14 protein-coding genes and 3 pseudogenes are annotated in these 15,113 nt (G+C 64.7%); 5 read left to right on the plus strand and 12 right to left on the minus strand.

Translation table 11 applies throughout. From position 1 onward, the window contains the following. Positions 1 to 24: 24 nt before the first annotated feature. The 3 genes and pseudogenes from NO366_RS05735 to NO366_RS18625 form a co-directional block, all read right to left on the minus strand. A pseudogene (locus NO366_RS05735) lies at positions 25 to 465 on the minus strand (eCIS core domain-containing protein); the annotation flags it as partial. Positions 466 to 604: 139 nt separating this feature from the next. Then, positions 605 to 1,093 carry an ankyrin repeat domain-containing protein gene (locus NO366_RS05740; protein ID WP_256533371.1) on the minus strand — a complete coding sequence of 163 codons (489 nt, stop codon included), beginning with the start codon at positions 1,091 to 1,093 and terminating at the stop codon, positions 605 to 607. After that, entirely contained in the window at positions 1,090 to 1,239 is a 150-nt protein-coding gene (locus tag NO366_RS18625; RefSeq protein ID WP_382274555.1) for a GH-E family nuclease, read from the minus strand. Before NO366_RS18625 ends, NO366_RS05740 begins: the two co-directional genes overlap by 4 nt. A gap of 106 nt (positions 1,240 to 1,345) precedes the next feature. Between NO366_RS18625 and NO366_RS05745 the strand changes: the two genes are divergently transcribed. Continuing rightward, complete coding sequence (locus NO366_RS05745; protein WP_256533372.1) at positions 1,346 to 2,206, plus strand: IS5 family transposase; 861 nt, start codon at positions 1,346 to 1,348, stop codon at positions 2,204 to 2,206. 35 nt (positions 2,207 to 2,241) lie between these two features. Here NO366_RS05745 and NO366_RS18630 read toward each other — a convergent pair whose 3' ends face one another. The 4 genes and pseudogenes from NO366_RS18630 to NO366_RS05760 all read right to left on the minus strand — a co-directional run. Continuing rightward, positions 2,242 to 2,490, minus strand: coding sequence for a GH-E family nuclease (locus NO366_RS18630; protein ID WP_425493220.1), 249 nt, complete (start codon positions 2,488 to 2,490; stop codon positions 2,242 to 2,244). 62 nt (positions 2,491 to 2,552) lie between these two features. Further along, on the minus strand, positions 2,553 to 2,894 hold the full coding sequence (locus tag NO366_RS05750) for a DUF7957 family protein (protein WP_256533373.1): 342 nt from the start codon (positions 2,892 to 2,894) through the stop codon (positions 2,553 to 2,555). 686 nt (positions 2,895 to 3,580) lie between these two features. Beyond that, a pseudogene (locus tag NO366_RS05755) lies at positions 3,581 to 4,159 on the minus strand (eCIS core domain-containing protein); the annotation flags it as partial. A 1,016-nt stretch (positions 4,160 to 5,175) separates the two neighbouring features. Next, positions 5,176 to 5,653, minus strand: a pseudogene (locus NO366_RS05760) (eCIS core domain-containing protein); the annotation flags it as partial. An 858-nt stretch (positions 5,654 to 6,511) separates the two neighbouring features. Here NO366_RS05760 and NO366_RS05765 point away from each other — a divergent pair. Continuing rightward, positions 6,512 to 6,766: a hypothetical protein gene (locus tag NO366_RS05765; protein WP_256533374.1), complete on the plus strand. Its 255-nt coding sequence runs from the start codon at positions 6,512 to 6,514 to the stop codon at positions 6,764 to 6,766. Positions 6,767 to 6,835: 69 nt separating this feature from the next. Here the strand turns inward: NO366_RS05765 and endA are convergent, their stop codons facing one another. Both endA and NO366_RS05775 read right to left on the minus strand, forming a co-directional pair. Beyond that, positions 6,836 to 8,032, minus strand: coding sequence for a tRNA-intron lyase (gene endA / locus NO366_RS05770; RefSeq protein ID WP_256533375.1), 1,197 nt, complete (start codon positions 8,030 to 8,032; stop codon positions 6,836 to 6,838). 256 nt (positions 8,033 to 8,288) lie between these two features. Continuing rightward, the gene (locus tag NO366_RS05775; protein ID WP_256533376.1) at positions 8,289 to 9,035 is read right to left on the minus strand and encodes an endonuclease NucS domain-containing protein; all 747 of its coding nucleotides are present in this window, start codon (positions 9,033 to 9,035) and stop codon (positions 8,289 to 8,291) included. A 249-nt stretch (positions 9,036 to 9,284) separates the two neighbouring features. Here NO366_RS05775 and NO366_RS05780 point away from each other — a divergent pair, with 249 nt between their 5' ends. Then, the gene (locus tag NO366_RS05780) at positions 9,285 to 10,055 is read left to right on the plus strand and encodes a geranylgeranylglyceryl/heptaprenylglyceryl phosphate synthase (protein WP_256533377.1); all 771 of its coding nucleotides are present in this window, start codon (positions 9,285 to 9,287) and stop codon (positions 10,053 to 10,055) included. Between the two features lie 18 nt (positions 10,056 to 10,073). On the opposite strand, the gene NO366_RS05785 is transcribed toward NO366_RS05780, so the two are convergent. Continuing rightward, positions 10,074 to 10,829, minus strand: coding sequence for a DUF8127 domain-containing protein (locus tag NO366_RS05785; RefSeq protein WP_256533378.1), 756 nt, complete (start codon positions 10,827 to 10,829; stop codon positions 10,074 to 10,076). Positions 10,830 to 10,941: 112 nt separating this feature from the next. Here NO366_RS05785 and NO366_RS05790 point away from each other — a divergent pair, with 112 nt between their 5' ends. Together NO366_RS05790 and NO366_RS05795 are read left to right on the plus strand one after the other, a co-directional pair. Next, on the plus strand, positions 10,942 to 11,556 hold the full coding sequence (locus NO366_RS05790; RefSeq protein WP_256533379.1) for a DJ-1/PfpI family protein: 615 nt from the start codon (positions 10,942 to 10,944) through the stop codon (positions 11,554 to 11,556). 105 nt (positions 11,557 to 11,661) lie between these two features. Beyond that, on the plus strand, positions 11,662 to 12,324 hold the full coding sequence (locus NO366_RS05795) for an HAD family hydrolase (RefSeq protein ID WP_256533380.1): 663 nt from the start codon (positions 11,662 to 11,664) through the stop codon (positions 12,322 to 12,324). Positions 12,325 to 12,356: 32 nt separating this feature from the next. Here the strand turns inward: NO366_RS05795 and NO366_RS05800 are convergent, their stop codons facing one another. Then, complete coding sequence (locus NO366_RS05800; RefSeq protein ID WP_256533381.1) at positions 12,357 to 12,509, minus strand: hypothetical protein; 153 nt, start codon at positions 12,507 to 12,509, stop codon at positions 12,357 to 12,359. A gap of 196 nt (positions 12,510 to 12,705) precedes the next feature. Continuing rightward, positions 12,706 to 15,111, minus strand: a complete 2,406-nt coding sequence (locus tag NO366_RS05805) for a DEAD/DEAH box helicase (RefSeq protein ID WP_256533382.1) — start codon at positions 15,109 to 15,111, stop codon at positions 12,706 to 12,708. Between the last annotated feature and the right edge of the window lie 2 nt (positions 15,112 to 15,113).

The following is a 15,113-nucleotide window of genomic DNA, read 5'->3' on the forward strand; positions in this document are numbered from 1 at the left end:
CAACTCACGCGGCTGATCCGTCCACCGCTGGACGTGGACCTCGGCCCCGGAGAGTCGCTGGATCCCCAGTTCGCCACCGGCCATCACACGCTCTGCGGTCTCCTCGGCCTCGTGCTCCAGCGACGGTTCTGGATCGATCTCCAGTTCTCCTCCCTCCTGGGGCAGCATCGACACCGCCCCCTCCGTCTGCTGACGCACGTGCGCGAGTTCGTGCGCGATTACGTGCTGGCCCTCCTCGCTCTCGGGATCGTACTCGCCAGCACCGAAGGCCACGTGATTCCCGACGGTGAACGCCCGTGCGTCGATCGCCTCGCACGCCGCGGCGGCTCGCGGCCCGGTGTGAATACGGACGTCGCCCAGCGAGTCGCCCATCCGCTCTTCCATCGTGCGCTGGATCGACGAATCCAGCGACTGACCGGGCGACGAAACGACGGCGCGGACCGATTCGGGAACCCCGATCTCGCCAGACGGTCTAGGTGCTGCCCATGAGAACCCGTTGAATCTCGAATTCTGCCCGAGCGTAGCTCTGTGGGGGGTAGAATCTCGTCGTTACGACGGCGTCGTCGATGGACAGGCCTATGAATTCGTCATTGGTTGCCCGAGACTATTCGTGATCTCGTTCCCCTTCGAGAGCCTCGAGGAGTTCCTGTATACCGTACTCTCTGGCGAGATCGAGCGGAGATTTACCGTTCTCGTTCACGTGTGTGGGATCGGCACCGTGCTCCACGAGCAACGCTGCCATCTCTGTATCTCCCTTAAAAACAGCCCTCCATAAGGGCTGGTTCCCGTATTCGTCCTCGATATCGAGATTCGCCCCATGTTCGATCAATAGTCTTGCAACATCGTAGTGCTCGGTCTCCAGTGCTCTGTGGAGCGGCGTCTTGTCCTCGTAATCCTGGGCGTCGATGTCTATACCGCGTTCGATGAGTTCGTCCGCCATGTCCGGTTTGCCAGATACGGCTGCGGTATGAAGGAGATTATACTGATTGGGGGCACGGACGTTTACATCAACGTTCCTCAGTCCGGAGTTGAGGGCTTCTATATCGTTCTGAATGACTGCCATTTCGACGTCATCGTATTCGTTAGTGCTCATTGTTTCCCTCCTTCCTGCAGTCGTCCAAACGTTTCTTTCCAGTAGCCACCTCTCCCTTCGTGTTTTCTACTCATGTTCTCTTTCGGAGCCTCAGGCTGGTAGTGTTCCGTATTTTGACACTCTTCCAGAAACCGTTCCTCAGATATGACTCCTTTGGGCCTTGTTTAGATGCTCGTCACCAGCACGGAGCGCGCTTCACTAGTAAGTTCTAGGGTCCTAGCAAACGCTGCTACTTGTCGAATGTACTAGGAAATGAAGCGGGTAGCTTCGGTTGTGCCTACGAAGATTGCCCGCTTCACGAAGCAGGTTGTGTCGCTCTCACAAAAAGCCGTCGCTGGAGCGCCAAGACCGGCGTTTCAACCGGGTGAGGGCGGCTATGCCGACTGGGTAATCGTGACAATTCACGGTCTCAAAACCTACCTCGATTTGCCGTATCGACGGCTGCTCGACGTCCTTGCAGAAATGCCTCGAATCAGTCGAATTCTCGATTTAGAACCGGCTGAGTTGCCCGATTTTACCACCGTCTGTGCGCGCATGCAGCCGCTGAAAATGCCGATCTGGCGCGACTTTCTCCGCCTGTCGGCGCAGTTGCACGACACCGGCGACATTCAGGCGATCGACGCAACCGGAATGGATCGCATCGCGGCGAGTCAGCACTACGCCAAACGGACGAATTACACCTTTAGAGCGGTGAAAACGACGGCGTTGATCGACTGCGAAACTGGGGTGATTCTCGACATTCATTGCTCGATGAAACAACCACACGACTCTCAGATCGCGTGGCAACTACTCACGCGGAACCTAGAGAAACTGACGATACTGACCGCGGACAAAGGTTACGACTGGGAACTACTTCGTCATAAATTGCGATCTGAGGGCGTTACACCAGTGATAAAGTACCGAGAATTCGGTTGGCACGGCATCGCAAACAATGTCTTGCTCGATGATACGACGTACCATCAACGATCGAATATCGAAGCGACGTTTTTCGCGCTCCGGCGAAAATACGGTGAGATCGTGCGAGCTCGAACCTGGTTCGGCCAGTTCCGCGAACTCGTCCTGAAATGTGCCGTCAGAAACGTCGAACTAGCGCTTGACGCTGCTACTGGCTGATTTCAGCCGTCTAAACAAGGCCCTCCTTTGAGGTATTATTCTAATAGGTATCTATATTCGTGGCCTTCTTTGTGACCCATGTGCCACTGATCTCCTCTTGTCTTCAAACGCTCCCAGGTCAAAATGTCACCTGAATTTGGATCCCGAACCTTACCATCGGGACTCTCTTCCTTCGCTCGCTGCCAGACCGCTTCGACCTGGCCAGGCGCGTAGGGGGGACGGTGCTCGATACTGTACTTCTTGTCAGGATACGCGTTCTCGTCCTTGAAGTCGAACCGTCCGATCTCGTCCCCTGACCGATCCGATCACTAGAGTGCACGGTTGGTGGGTATTCGATGCAGTCCTCTCACCATCGTTTAGTCCGTTTCTCGAGGAACGAGCCGGTACGAGCATCCACCTTACATTCGGCACCGATCGGATTGCCGACCCACACGTCGCCACCTCGTTCATACAGCGATACATACGCCTGATCTCTCGTGGGATCGTCGCTGATTGGTTCGATCTCCCACAATCGGTCCCCATCTTTCGACACGCCGATAACGTTTCGGTTGTCTATCTCGCCGACTGGTACGTCGAGGAGCACGATAACCACGTCTCCCTTATCTGCCGTCTCCTTGACTGGATGTCGGAAACGGAACTTCGTATCTCCGACAACTAACGTATCGCCTTCGATGTCTATCGTGGTCATGTTCCGTCCTCCTCAAAACTTCGGTCGGTTTCGTCGAACGAGTGGATTACCTCGTATGCCCCTTCGCCTAAGCGTTCTTCGAGTTCGACCTGTGGCCAAGTCGCTTCCGTCCCGAAATTCTCCTTGATGGTACTTATACGGAGCGCCTTCCCCGGTGGAATAGTTACTTTCGATATGTACTTCGGAATCTCCGGGAGAGCGAGAGCTTCCCGGACTCCTTCCGCCGAAAGGTCTTCTACATCGTCGGGGGATATTCCGCCTACCTCGCGAGGGGGAATAAGCCAATACCGGTCTTGGTTCTCATCGCCGTGTGCTCGAAGCAACTCCATCTCTTGGTCTTTGGATGTCACGAATTCTACGACGAGGGAATCCGGAGCGTGAGGATCTTCGTACCAATCGGGGTATCGGTCTTCTCGATTGGCTGCTGCCCCCGACACGATCCGAGTTACTTCCTCGTGATTTTCTCGGATCCACTTGATCCGGTCGGACGCTTTTCGGATTTCATTCGTCTCTTGAATATCGAAGATGGTTGCTACTGTTTGGACTTCATCGTCGGACAGCGCTTCGAGTTCGAGAAAATTCTCTACCGTTCGTTGTTCCGGGTTGGATAATCTCCTCTGGTCACTGACGATTGGGCTACCTCCCTGATACTCCTCAGATTCTCCATCCTTCTCGTTGTCGGTTGGAATGCGTTGAATATACACCTTCGTTCCAGACGGACACTGCACCCCCAACTCGCCACCGTCCATCACACGCTCTGCGGTCTGCTCGGCCTCGCGCTCTAGCGACGGATCGGGATCGATCTCCAGTTCTCCTCCCTCCTGGGGCAGCATCGACACCGCCCCCTCCGTCTGTTGCCGAACGTGCGCGAGTTCGTGCGCGATCACGTGCTGGCCCTCCTCGCTCTCCGGGTCGTACTCGCCAGCACCGAAGGCCACGTGATTTCCGACCGTGAACGCCCGCGCATCGATCGCCTCGCACGCCGCCGCGGCTCGCGGCCCGGTGTGAACCCGCACGTCGCCCAGCGAGTCGCCCATCCGCTCTTCCATCGTCCGCTGGATCGACGAATCCAGCGACTGGCCGGGCGACGAAACGACGTCGCGGACCGATTCGGGAACCCCGGTTTCGCCGGCCCGGGTCGCCGCACTCTCCGCTTGAGCGCGCTGGACGGGGAGGAGCCGGTCCGAATCGTAATCCGGCCGGTAGAACCCCGTCGTCACGTCGTCGGCGTCGCTGAACTGCGCCGCGAATGCGTCGGCGTCCATCTCCTCGGTGTCGCTGCTCGGCCCGACCCCGCCCGCCGACTCGGCGTACTCGAACTCGACGCGGTCGGCCGACTGGTCGACGATCCGCGACACCATTCGGACGTGATTGGAGCTATCCCCCGCATCTGTATCGTGGGAGACCCAGACGTCGCCGGGCTGGAGGTCCGCCGGGGTCTCCACCCGGTCGACGATCTCGTGGTGCGCCGTGGCACCCCTGTTCGCCACGCGCTCGACCGTCGCGCCGACCGTCCGACGGATCTCCGTCCGAAGGTGGGCCACGAATCCCGAGCAGTCGACGCCGACCTGCTTCTGGTCCACCCAGTCCTGCAGCACCGATCGCTTCTCGTCGCTCGAGAGATCCGCCCACTCGCGGTCGCCGTCGGGTGTGACGTACCCCTCGTCGACGGCGTGCTGGAGGAAGTCCTCGAGCGTGCCTGGCGAGGCCTTGCCATACTGGGCCGCCCGGCCAATCGTGAACGTGCCACCACCGGTCCCCTTGAACTGCGTGTCGGCGTACTCGCCGGCTTTGGCCACCAGACCCTCGAACTCGCGCCCGCGGCTGTCGACGTCGCGCGTGGCAATGTAGTACGCTGCCTCGACGGTGACCGTGTCGTCTCCGACACTCACTTCGAGGTTCTGATAGTTGTCGAGTTCCGCCTCGATCACCGACGTCAATTGACCCGTATCGATCGTATCGGTGGCGGGCTCCGCCGTGGCAAACAGCGACTGGATCCAGTCGCCGACCTCGTCTACGGTCTCACCGACCTCCTCGAAAGCGTTGTCTGGGATCCACAGGCCGGTGTTCCGGCTCGCACTCGCCTCGTGGGGGACCGTGATCGTCGCCCCCGCGTAGAAGTACGGGTTGTCCTCGGGCCCGTGGAGCTGGTCCGAGTTGGCCGCTTTCAGCGCCTCGACGCTGACGCCGAGTTTCTCCGCGATCTCCCGGAGCGTCTCACCCTTCTCGACCGTGTAGTGTTCCGGGCGCTGGGACGACCCGGAGCGTGTGGCCGTGCGCTGTGGCGCTCGCTGGACGTGGACTGCCGTATCCGCGAGCCGCTGGATCCCCAGCTCACCGCCCTCCATCACCCGCCGGGCGGTCTCTTCGGCCTCGCGTTCGAGCTGCGGATCCGGGTCGATCTCCAGCTCGACGCCCTCCTGCGGCATCATCGAGATCGCCGCACCGGTCTGTTGTCTCACGTGCGCTAGCTCGTGCGCCAGCAGGTGCTGGCCCTCCGGACGCTCCGGGTCGTACTCCCCAGAATTGAACGCGATGTGGTTGCCGACCGTGAACGCGCGGGCGTTGATGTCCTCGCACGCCTTCGCGGCTTGCGGTCCGGTGTGGATCTGCACGTCACCGAAGGAGTCGCCCATCCGCTCTTCGACCGCGCGCTGAATCGACGCGTCGAGCGACTGCCCCGACGAGGAGATCACCTCGCGGACGCTCTCGGGGACACCGGTGTCGCCCGCCGGGCCGGTCGCCTCGTGGGCGTCCATGTTCCGCTGCAGCGACGCCAGGTTCTGCCGGTTGTTGTCGATGGGGATCTCGTCGGGGCGATTCTGGAACTCGGCGATGATGTCGGACGCCCGCTCGCTCGCCGCCGGGCCGAGCGAAACCGGTTCCCTCACCGTCGCCTCCGTCGACCCCAGCACGGGCACCCCAAGAGGGCCGGGTGCCATCGGGTCGGCGGACTCGGATCGGGCACGCCGACGCGACCGGGACGAGTCGGTCGACTCGCGTTCGTCCTCGGAGGATCGCCGTGAGCGGCGCCGCTTGCGCCTGGTCATACGCGGGGACCCTCCCGTAAACGGCGGCGTCCCGAATCGGGCCGGGGAAACCAGAACATTGCGCCTAATTTTATCACAATCGATAATAATTCTTTCCCCGACCGGGACGACGGTCGACCCAGGCGGGTGACGCGCTGGCTGGACGGACCGTCCGTAGTGTGCCAGCGAGTGGGACCACCGGGGTCGACCGATCTCACACGGTCGTACGATCGCGTCCGACTCTCCCCTCTATCCAACTCCGTCTATACGGTACTATCCACACGATGTCTCTGTTGATTCCACGACCTATCCAGTAACTATATTACCTTTCACGTCAACCATCCGCACGGAAGCCACGGACTCCGTTCGAGGGTAGAAATGCCCCGGGTGTGATGGCACCCGAGACGTGGCTTCCAAATCCAGCGAGGATTTAGTTGCCATGTTACGGAATACAGTCATTCGACAAAAAGGTCTCGCCCGCTTTCGGTTCCGAGAGTCGAACCGCTACCCGCCGTTCGCGTACGATTTCCGACGTCGACGGTCGAGCGTCACCGACAGGTCGGCCGGCGCTTCTCGGGGTGATCGCGGATGACGGCCGCCGACGCGTCGAGTGATGCACCCGAGTACAAGCCGCGTGGGCGCGAGTGTTATCGCTGTACTCGCGACGTGGCACCGCAGTTCCTCTTTCGGGTCACCGTCGAGTCGCCGGCCCCGCTCTCCGAGACGTACGCCGACGGCGTCCGGTACTGTTGTGAGGACTGCGCCGCGGCGATGAACCTCTCTGACTTCTCCCGACGGATGAAGCGACACGCCGGACACGGCGACGAGGTGCCTGACGGCTGAAGCTGGGTACCGCTCTGGCCGGTCTCGGTGTCGTTTGGTTTCCAGTTCCTCCCGGGGAACTATCCGCGCTCACGGCGTCAGCCGCTCGATCGAGCGCCACGTGATCCCATCGGCCGGATCGTCCGGGTGTCCGGAGTCGTCGTCGACGAGGGCGACGACCATCGTCTTGCGGACGCCGTGGGCCAGGCGGACGTCGAGCGCGAGGTCGCGGGGCTCGAAGACGTGCCGGCCGGGGAGTACGCGAACCAGGAACTCCGAGTGGCCGAGGTCGTCGACCGACTCGACGCTCGCGTACGTCCGAAAGTCCGCGCCGAACTTGTAGCCGGTCTTCGGGACGACGCCGCGCTCGCGCAGGGCCGTGTAGACTCGCAATCGCCGGTCGAACCGCTCGCCCTCGACGGTCCGGCCGCGCGAGCGGACCGCCGCCGGATCGAGGTCGACGACGCCGGCGGACGCGAGGTGGGCCGCCTCCAGGAGCGAACACTGGATCGTCGGCTCGTCGCCGTCGTACTCGCGGCCCTCCAGGGGCTGGCCGTAGAACGTCCGCTCGTAGAGCGTCCGCGGGGGCTCCCAGACGACGACCCGATCCGCGAGGAGGTCGGCCTCGACCGGACCCTGGCCGTCGGACGACGTCCCCGGACCGCCGTCCACCCCGTGACCGTCGTCCGTTCTCGGATCGTCGTCCCCCGCCCCCGGACGGTCGCCGCCGATCCCGAGATCGTGATCGGTCACGCGGACGCTGTCGCCCTCGACCGTCGGCTCGCCGATCTCGAGGTACGTGATGTCGCTCTCCTCGTCGACGACGGCCAGCACGCCCGGGTCGAGCGCGCTCGCGGGGACGTCCGTCCGCTCGCCGATCACGCGGAGGGCGTATTCCAGGGTGCCATCGCCCGGCCCATCCCCGCGGGGGTAGACGGCGAAGTCGGTCGCCGCGGAGAGGGCGTCGAACGCGTCGGGATCGATCCAGGGATCGCGCGCCGGCGAGAGGTAGAGCCCGCGCGAGCGGAGGTCGGCGTAGACGAGGTACCGGACGCCGAAGTCGATTCCCGGTTCGCGAGCGGCGAAGCCGCGGAAGTCGAGGGACTCGCCGTCGACCCGGACGCCGGCGAGGTTCCCGGTGTACAGCAGGTGGGCGGCCTCGACGGGAGAGAGGGCGATCTCGTTGCCGCCGAGCGGGTAGCCGTAGCCGCGGGCGTCGTGGAATCGCTGGCGGGCGTCGCCGCCGACGCGGACGACGGCCCCGTCGAGTTCGCCCTCGAGAGTCATGGTCGAGCGTGGCCGCCGCCGCACAAAGGGGTGTTGGAACGGCCTCGGTCGGCAGGCCGGCCACCGATCGTCGACGTCGTGAGTATCCTGCTCGACGGGCCGGCGATCGCCGGGGTGGTCACCCGTCGTCTGCCGCCGGCGGTCGTACTCGTCGACCGTCACCGGCCGCTGGTGACCGGGGTCGTCTCCCGCGGTGGACCGCCGGCGGTTGGAGTCGCTCACCCCAGCCGATCGCCGGTGCTCGCGCTCGTCCATCTCAGTCGGCCGCCGGCGATTCGACGAGTCGGTCGCAGGCGGCGTCGAGACAGCGGCGATCGGTTCCGACGTCGAACGCGGGGAGTCCGCAGGCGCAGGTGCCGTCGACGACGCCGCTGGGGACGACGAAGCCGTTCTCACACTCCGGGTAGCGCTCACAGCCGGCGATGAGGCCGCCCCGGCGGAGGATACGCAGGTCGCCGTCGCAGTCGGGGCAGTCCCACTCGCGATCGAACGCCTCGCGGACGGCGTCGTCGAGGGACTCGCAGGAGCGGTCGAGGCAGACGTCGAACGCGAGGCCGCGTTCGGCACGGATGCGCGGGAGGCCGCAGTCGCAGTGCTCCTCCCGGACCGTCGCGTCCGCCGGGATGGCGTAGCGCTCGTGGCAGTCGACGCAGCGGACGCCGTCGGTCCGGACGAGCGTCCCGTCGCAGGTCGGACACGCGCCGACGGGCGTGCCGGCCGGCGAGGCGCGGTAGTTCGTAAATCCCTCCCGGTCGTGCGTGGCGATGCGCAGCGTCTGGACGTCCTTCTTCGCGACGAGGGTGAACCCGCCGTTGCGGTCGGTGGCGACGCTGTCGGCGCGGGTGAGCCAGGCGACGGGCTGGTAGCCGTCGACGTCGTGGACGAGAACGGTGTTGTCCGGTTTGACGATCGTCGTCACGCGGCCGCGGTACTCCTCGCGGTCGGTGCCGTCGAACATGACGGTGCAGTCACCCGCGAGGACCCGGATCGTGTCGTCGAGCATGGGCCGTCTGGCCGCGGGTTAGTATATAAACGTGCGGTCGGATACCGTCGCGCTATCGCGCATCGTCGAGCGTCGCGCTCCGCTCACACGCCGTGGTGCGGCGGTCGCGGTGTGATCCGCTGCGAGTCGGCTGGGTACGAATCGGTTGCACTCTCGCGCCGGATCGTCCGACCTGACCGCTGATCCCGGCGCTCGTCGGAGAGAACGCAGATCAGCAAACGTATATGAGCCGGTTCCGTGGACTCGTGCATGCAGCTCGACTGGACCGGGATCGACCACGTGACGAAGGTCGATCCGGAGAAAGCGATGCCGGCCGATCCGGCGTCGCTGCTCGCCGCGACGGACCTCGTGATGGTCGGCGGCTCCGACGGCGTCACGGAGGAGAACACGCTGGAGACGATCGAGGCGGTTCGCGAGGCCGCCCCGGACGTCCCGATCTTTCAGGAGCCCTACGACGCCGACCAGGTGACGAAGGCGACGGTCGACGCCGTGGACGTCCTCTCGATTCCAGCGGTCTACAACGGCGACATGGCCCACTTCGTCGGCAAGCACCTCTCGATGTACACCGAACTCGCGAGCAAGCCCGCCTCGATGCTGGGGACGAGCCTACCAGTCGTCGGCAGCGTCATCGAGTCGAAGGCCGAGGACGCGGTCGCCGATATCTCCGAGAAGATCGTCGGTGAGGGGTACGTCATCCAGCACACGGACTCGGCGGCCGCTCGAACAGCCGGCGCCACCGAGCCGTTCACGACCGAGGAAGTCGCTGGTGCGGCGCTCGCAACCGAGACGTTCTACGACTTTCCGATCTTCTACGTCGAGTACTCCGGGACGTACGGCGGCCCAGAGGACGTCGCGGCCGCGGCGAAACACGTAGACGAGACCGTCCTCCTCTACGGCGGCGGTATCGATTCGCGGGTGAAGGCCGAGGAGATTCTGGATGCCGGCGCCGACGCGATCGTCGTCGGTGACTGTTTCCACGACGATCGCGAGAAGTTCGCCGAGACGATCCCGCGACGGTGAACGGCGAGCCGTGGCTCGTCAGGACCCGCCGCCGGTGTAGCTGACCTCGAACTGTCGTGAGACGAACAGCATCAGTCCGACGCCGAGCAGCGGCGATCCGATCGTGAGTCCGCGTTCGAGACTCCGTTCGATCGCCGGTGGGTCCTCCGTCCCGCTTCGGTACACCCGGTAGTACGACCCGTCGGCCGTCCGAACGGGTGTCTTCGGGGGATCGGCGTCGATTCCGCTCTCCGCGGGTCCCGACGCGGCCGCCTCCCGAACGGGTGCTGAGACATCGTCGCTGTCGATCGCGATCGCCCGGAGCGCGCCCCTCGCCGGGACCCGATCGACAGAGAGGTTCATTCGGTACAGGTCGGCGTACCCGTCGACCGTTTCCGGCGCGTCGCTCACCTCGGACGCGGGCTCGTACACGCCATCCGTCCCGACGACGTACTCGTAATCCCGGGGACTGTCACTCATCGATTCCGTCGCGTTCGGATTCGTCGTGTACGTCAGTCCCGGTATCGACGGACCGCCGGCGAGGTAGGTCTCGAACGCACAGGTACGGTGGTCCCGGCCGGTGCAGGCGAGTTGCTCGCTCAGTGGCCAGGCCTGTGTGGCGACGTTCGAATCGGCGAACCGTATCTCTCCATCGTCGACGACGACTTCTGCGTGATCGTAGTGATACGTGGGTTCAGCGAGGCCGAGCGGCGCGACCCACAGCGGCGCCGCGAGGAGCACGACCGCACAGACCACGAGTGCGGCGTCCTGGTGGCGAGGGCTGACGGAGACCATGGTGGATACATTCCGATCAACACCGCAAACATTTTCCTGTGCGGTTACACGACCGACGTCCGGATCGTCACGGGGCACAACGCGTATTTTCCTGGCCGTGGAATCGCTCTTCATGGCGGAATTCGACGTCGATATCGTGCTCTTCGACGGGTTCGACGAACTGGACGCCGTCGGGCCGTACGAGGTGTTCGACACGGCGCGTACGTTCGGTGCGGACCTCGACGTCTCGCTCGTCACGCGAGCCGACACGGCACGGGTGACCGCGAGTCACGGTCTCCTCGTCGAGCCGCACGGGATGCTCGACGTCGAGACGGGTCCCGATTTAGTGCTCGTTCCCGGTGGCGGGTGGACGAGCGACGACGGCGGCGTTCGGCGTGTCGTCGACGAGGGATCGCTCCCGGAGGCGGTGGCGGCGCTGGCAGATGCCGGGACGACCGTCGCGTCGGTTTGCACCGGCGCGATGGTCCTCGCCGAGGCCGGGTTGCTAGACGACCGGCCGGCCACGACGCACGCGGCCGCCGTCGACGACCTGGCCGCGACGGCGAGCGACGTCCACGACGACTCCGGCGTGCGGGCCGTCGACGACGGCGACGTCCTCACGGCTGGTGGCATCACGGCCGGGATCGATCTCGCGATATGGATCGTCGAACGGGAGTTTGGAACCGAGGTTGCCGAGTCGGTCGCGACGGAACTCGAACACGAACGCCGCGGGACGGTCGTGCGGTAGTCGCTCGACGCGCCGACGTCGACGGGCCGGGCCTCCGGCTGTACAATCGAACCGTCCGTCCACGCAACCGAATCACTTTCAGACCCCATACCCTACTGCCGCCCGATGACGGCTGTTCTCTTCGACATGGATGGCGTGTTGGTAGACAGCGAGGACTACTGGGTCGACTTCGAGGAGGACGACCTCCTTCCCGACGCGGTTCCACACGTGTACGTCGACCTGAACGAGACGTCCGGTATGAACTTCAGAGAGATCTACGACTATCTCGACGCCGAGTACGGGACGGCCATCTCCCGCGACGAGTGGATCGATCGGTTCGACGAGATGGCCCGAGAGGTCTACACGGATCGCGTGGCGCTCTTGCCCGGTCTGCGGGATCTGCTCACCGACCTCCGTGAGGGGGGTGTCACGGTCGCCGTCGTCTCCTCGTCGCCACACGATTGGATCGATCTCGTCCTCGATCGATTCGCCCTCGTGGACGCGTTCGACGCCGTGATCAGCGCCGACGACGTCGACGGGGCCAGCAAACCCGCGCCGGACGTGTACGAGTACGCGGCCGAACGAGTGGGGGAGGAACAGTCGGCGTGCGTCGCCGTCGAAGATTCGGCGAACGGCATCGAGGCCGCCGATCGCGCGGGGATGACCGTCGTCGCGTACCGTATTCCAGCCCACGGCGAAATCGATTATTCGCGGGCGGATGCGGTCGTCGACGAACCGGCTGCACTTCGGGAAACGATCCGCGACCGTACCGAGAGCGACCGTCTGTGAAAACTCGCCACTGGATCGAATCGCGACTCGTCTCAGTGGTTCGTCACTCGGCGGTACTCGTCCGCGACGTCTCCCATTCCTGACGCTTGAATCACTTGCCGAATGTGGAAGTCTTTCTCCTGTGCGTCGTCGGCGTCGAGCGCATCCTCTAGGTGTCGCTTGCACTCGGTACTGAGTTGCGCCATCAGTGCCGGACGATACGACTCGGGATACAAAACTATCCTGAAATCAACTGGTCATCGGGTGTCCTCGTTTACGAAACTGGTACCGGATGGAAACGGCGCGTGGTGGTCCGTTCGCGGGTCCGTCGTATCGCAGACAGAGTAGTGTAATCGCAGACAGAGTAGTGTGGGAGGTCACGCGCGCACTCGAACACGCGGGTCACTCGCTGTCCGTCTGGACCGATATCGTCCGCGTCTCGCTCACCGGGACGAGCGGAAGTTCCGGAAACGCCACGCTCACGGTCAATTCGAGCGTGTCGTGGTCGGGTGCGCCGAAGACGGCGGCGGGAACGGTCTCGCTCCCGCGGAGATAGGTGTCGGTGCTCGTCATCTCGAGACCGTTGACCGACACGCGAATCTCGGCGCGGGCAGCCTCGCCGGCGTTCGTGACGGTGATTTCGCGCATATCGTTCTCGCCGACGGCGATGGTCTCCGGGAAGTCACTCCCCCACTCGATCGCCACGGCGGGGAGCGACCGCGCACTCTGCAGGATTCGCTCCGCGACACCCTCGTCCAGGCCGGCGTCGACGAGTCCCGACACGCCCGCTTCCCGGACGGCCGCCGGTGCGTGGATCCCGGACCGCGCGAGCTTGCTCGCCCGGCCGGGTCCGACGCCGTCGATCGCGGTCAGGCCGACGGCGGCCTCGTCGACGCCGTTCTCGACGCGCGCTTCGAGCCGGCTGGCGAGGTTCGCGTCGTGTCCGCTCGCGAATCGATCGAGGAACGCCCGCAGCGCGGCGAGCAGGCGGAGGGCGTTCCTGGTGATCGCCCAGGCGTCGCTCCGAAGGTCGCTCGGCGTCGCGCCGCGCGCTTCCGCCCGGAGGATGGCGAGCACCTTCCGCTGGCCGTTCGAGCCGACGTCGTCTCCGACGGGCTGGCCGGCGAGGACGTCGTCGACGGCGTCGCGCTCGGCCTGGCGCGTGGTGACGGAGTCGAACGCGCCCGCCTTCGCGATCGCCTCGAAGACGGTCGCCTCGTCGAGCCCGCTCGCGGCCGCGCGGTCACAGCAGTCGGCGAACTCGCGAGCGGTCTCCAGGTCGAGGTAGTACCGCGAGGTGAGCCGGCCGAGCGCGGTCGCTTCGAGCGTTCCGCTTCGGCCGTCTTCGGGAGCGCCTCGGTCCACGAACCCACCCGCTTCGAGCGTCTCGAGGGCGTCGCGAACCGTCGTCTCCAGGGTGTCGAAGCCGTACTTCGCGGGCCGGCGCTGGCCCCGCTCGTAGTAGAACGTCGTCTCCAGCCACTCGAAGACGTCGGCCTCGCTCGCGACGTTGCCCATCGCGATCTCGGCGTTCAGGTGCGTCTCCAGGCTGTCGGCGAGTTGGGACTCGATCTCGGTGCCGTCGCGCAGCAGGCGACGGTACCGGTCGGCGTCCGCGGTGTCACAGACGACCCAGCCGTAGCCGACGTCGTCGTAGCCCGGCCGGCCGGCCCGTCCGAGCATCTGGAGGACGTCGAGCGGGCTCATGTCGACCTCACCTTCGAGTGGGTCGTGGTACTTCGTATCGCGGATGATCACGCACCGGGCGGGTAAGTTGACGCCCCAGGCGAGCGTCGTCGTCGAGAAGAGCAACTCGATCAGTCCCTCCTTGAACCACTCCTCGACGCGGTCCTTGTCGTTCTTCGAGAGGCCGGCGTGGTGGAACGCGACCCCGTCTAACACCGACTTGCGGAGGGTGTCGTTCTCCAGCTCTTTCGCGCGAGTGTGGAAGTCGTACTCGCCGCGGGCCCCCATCGGGATATCGCGCTCTGCGATCTCGTCTCTGGATTTCTTCGCGGCCTGGACGGTGTCCTGCCGGGAGGAGACGAAGACGAGCGCTTGACCGTCCTCGCGGAGGTGTGGTTCGGCGAGGTCGAGCGCGCGGTAGAGCCGGCGGTACTTGTCGGCGAAGGCGTTCTCGCCGTGCGTGTAGGTCTTGACGTCCGCGTGGAGGTCGACCGGCCGGTAGTCGTCGCCGAAGTCGAACGTGCACTCGGACGGTGCGTCGAGCCACGCGGCTACGTCCTCGACGTTGGGCATCGTCGCCGAGAGCGCGACGACCCGGGGATCGCAGAGCCGGCGAAGTCGCGAGATCGTCACTTCGAGGACGGAGCCGCGGCCGTCTGCGTCGAGCAGGTGGACCTCGTCGATGACGCAGCAGTCGATCTCGGTGACGAAGTCGTACCGCCGAGAGTCGTGTTTGCGCGTCGCCGAGTCGAGCTTCTCGGGCGTCATCACGAGGATATCGGCTCGACGGGCTCGTCTCGGATTCAGGTCGCGCTCACCGGTGACGACGTAGACTGAGTAGTCGAGTTCCTCGAAGCGGTCCCAGTCGGCCTCCTTCTCGTTCGTCAGCGCGCGCAGCGGCGCGACGAAGAGAGCGGTTCCGCCCGCGTCGAGGGTCTTGCAGATCGCGAGCTCTGCGAGGGCCGTCTTGCCCGACGCGGTCGGCGCGCTCGCGACCACGTTCTCCTCGCGCTCCAACAGGGCCGGGAGCGCCTCGCGTTGCATTCGGTTGAACGACTCGAACGCGAACGCCTCGGCGAAATCGGCCTCCAGCGAGTCGGCGAGAACCTCGGCGACGTCCATCT

Source organism: Halovivax cerinus, from assembly GCF_024498195.1.
GTDB lineage: Archaea > Halobacteriota > Halobacteria > Halobacteriales > Natrialbaceae > Halovivax > Halovivax cerinus.

Coding starts and splice junctions, on each gene's coding strand:
- NO366_RS05785 (WP_256533378.1), bottom strand. CDS start 10,829: ATGGTCTCCGTCAGCCCTCGCCACCAGGACGCCGCACTCGTGGTCTGT.
- NO366_RS05780 (WP_256533377.1), top strand. CDS start 9,285: ATGCAGCTCGACTGGACCGGGATCGACCACGTGACGAAGGTCGATCCG.
- NO366_RS05795 (WP_256533380.1), top strand. CDS start 11,662: ATGACGGCTGTTCTCTTCGACATGGATGGCGTGTTGGTAGACAGCGAG.
- NO366_RS05750 (WP_256533373.1), bottom strand. CDS start 2,894: ATGACCACGATAGACATCGAAGGCGATACGTTAGTTGTCGGAGATACG.
- endA (WP_256533375.1), bottom strand. CDS start 8,032: ATGACTCTCGAGGGCGAACTCGACGGGGCCGTCGTCCGCGTCGGCGGC.
- NO366_RS05775 (WP_256533376.1), bottom strand. CDS start 9,035: ATGCTCGACGACACGATCCGGGTCCTCGCGGGTGACTGCACCGTCATG.
- NO366_RS05800 (WP_256533381.1), bottom strand. CDS start 12,509: ATGGCGCAACTCAGTACCGAGTGCAAGCGACACCTAGAGGATGCGCTC.
- NO366_RS05805 (WP_256533382.1), bottom strand. CDS start 15,111: ATGGACGTCGCCGAGGTTCTCGCCGACTCGCTGGAGGCCGATTTCGCC.
- NO366_RS05740 (WP_256533371.1), bottom strand. CDS start 1,093: ATGAGCACTAACGAATACGATGACGTCGAAATGGCAGTCATTCAGAAC.
- NO366_RS05765 (WP_256533374.1), top strand. CDS start 6,512: ATGACGGCCGCCGACGCGTCGAGTGATGCACCCGAGTACAAGCCGCGT.
- NO366_RS05790 (WP_256533379.1), top strand. CDS start 10,942: ATGGCGGAATTCGACGTCGATATCGTGCTCTTCGACGGGTTCGACGAA.
- NO366_RS05745 (WP_256533372.1), top strand. CDS start 1,346: ATGAAGCGGGTAGCTTCGGTTGTGCCTACGAAGATTGCCCGCTTCACG.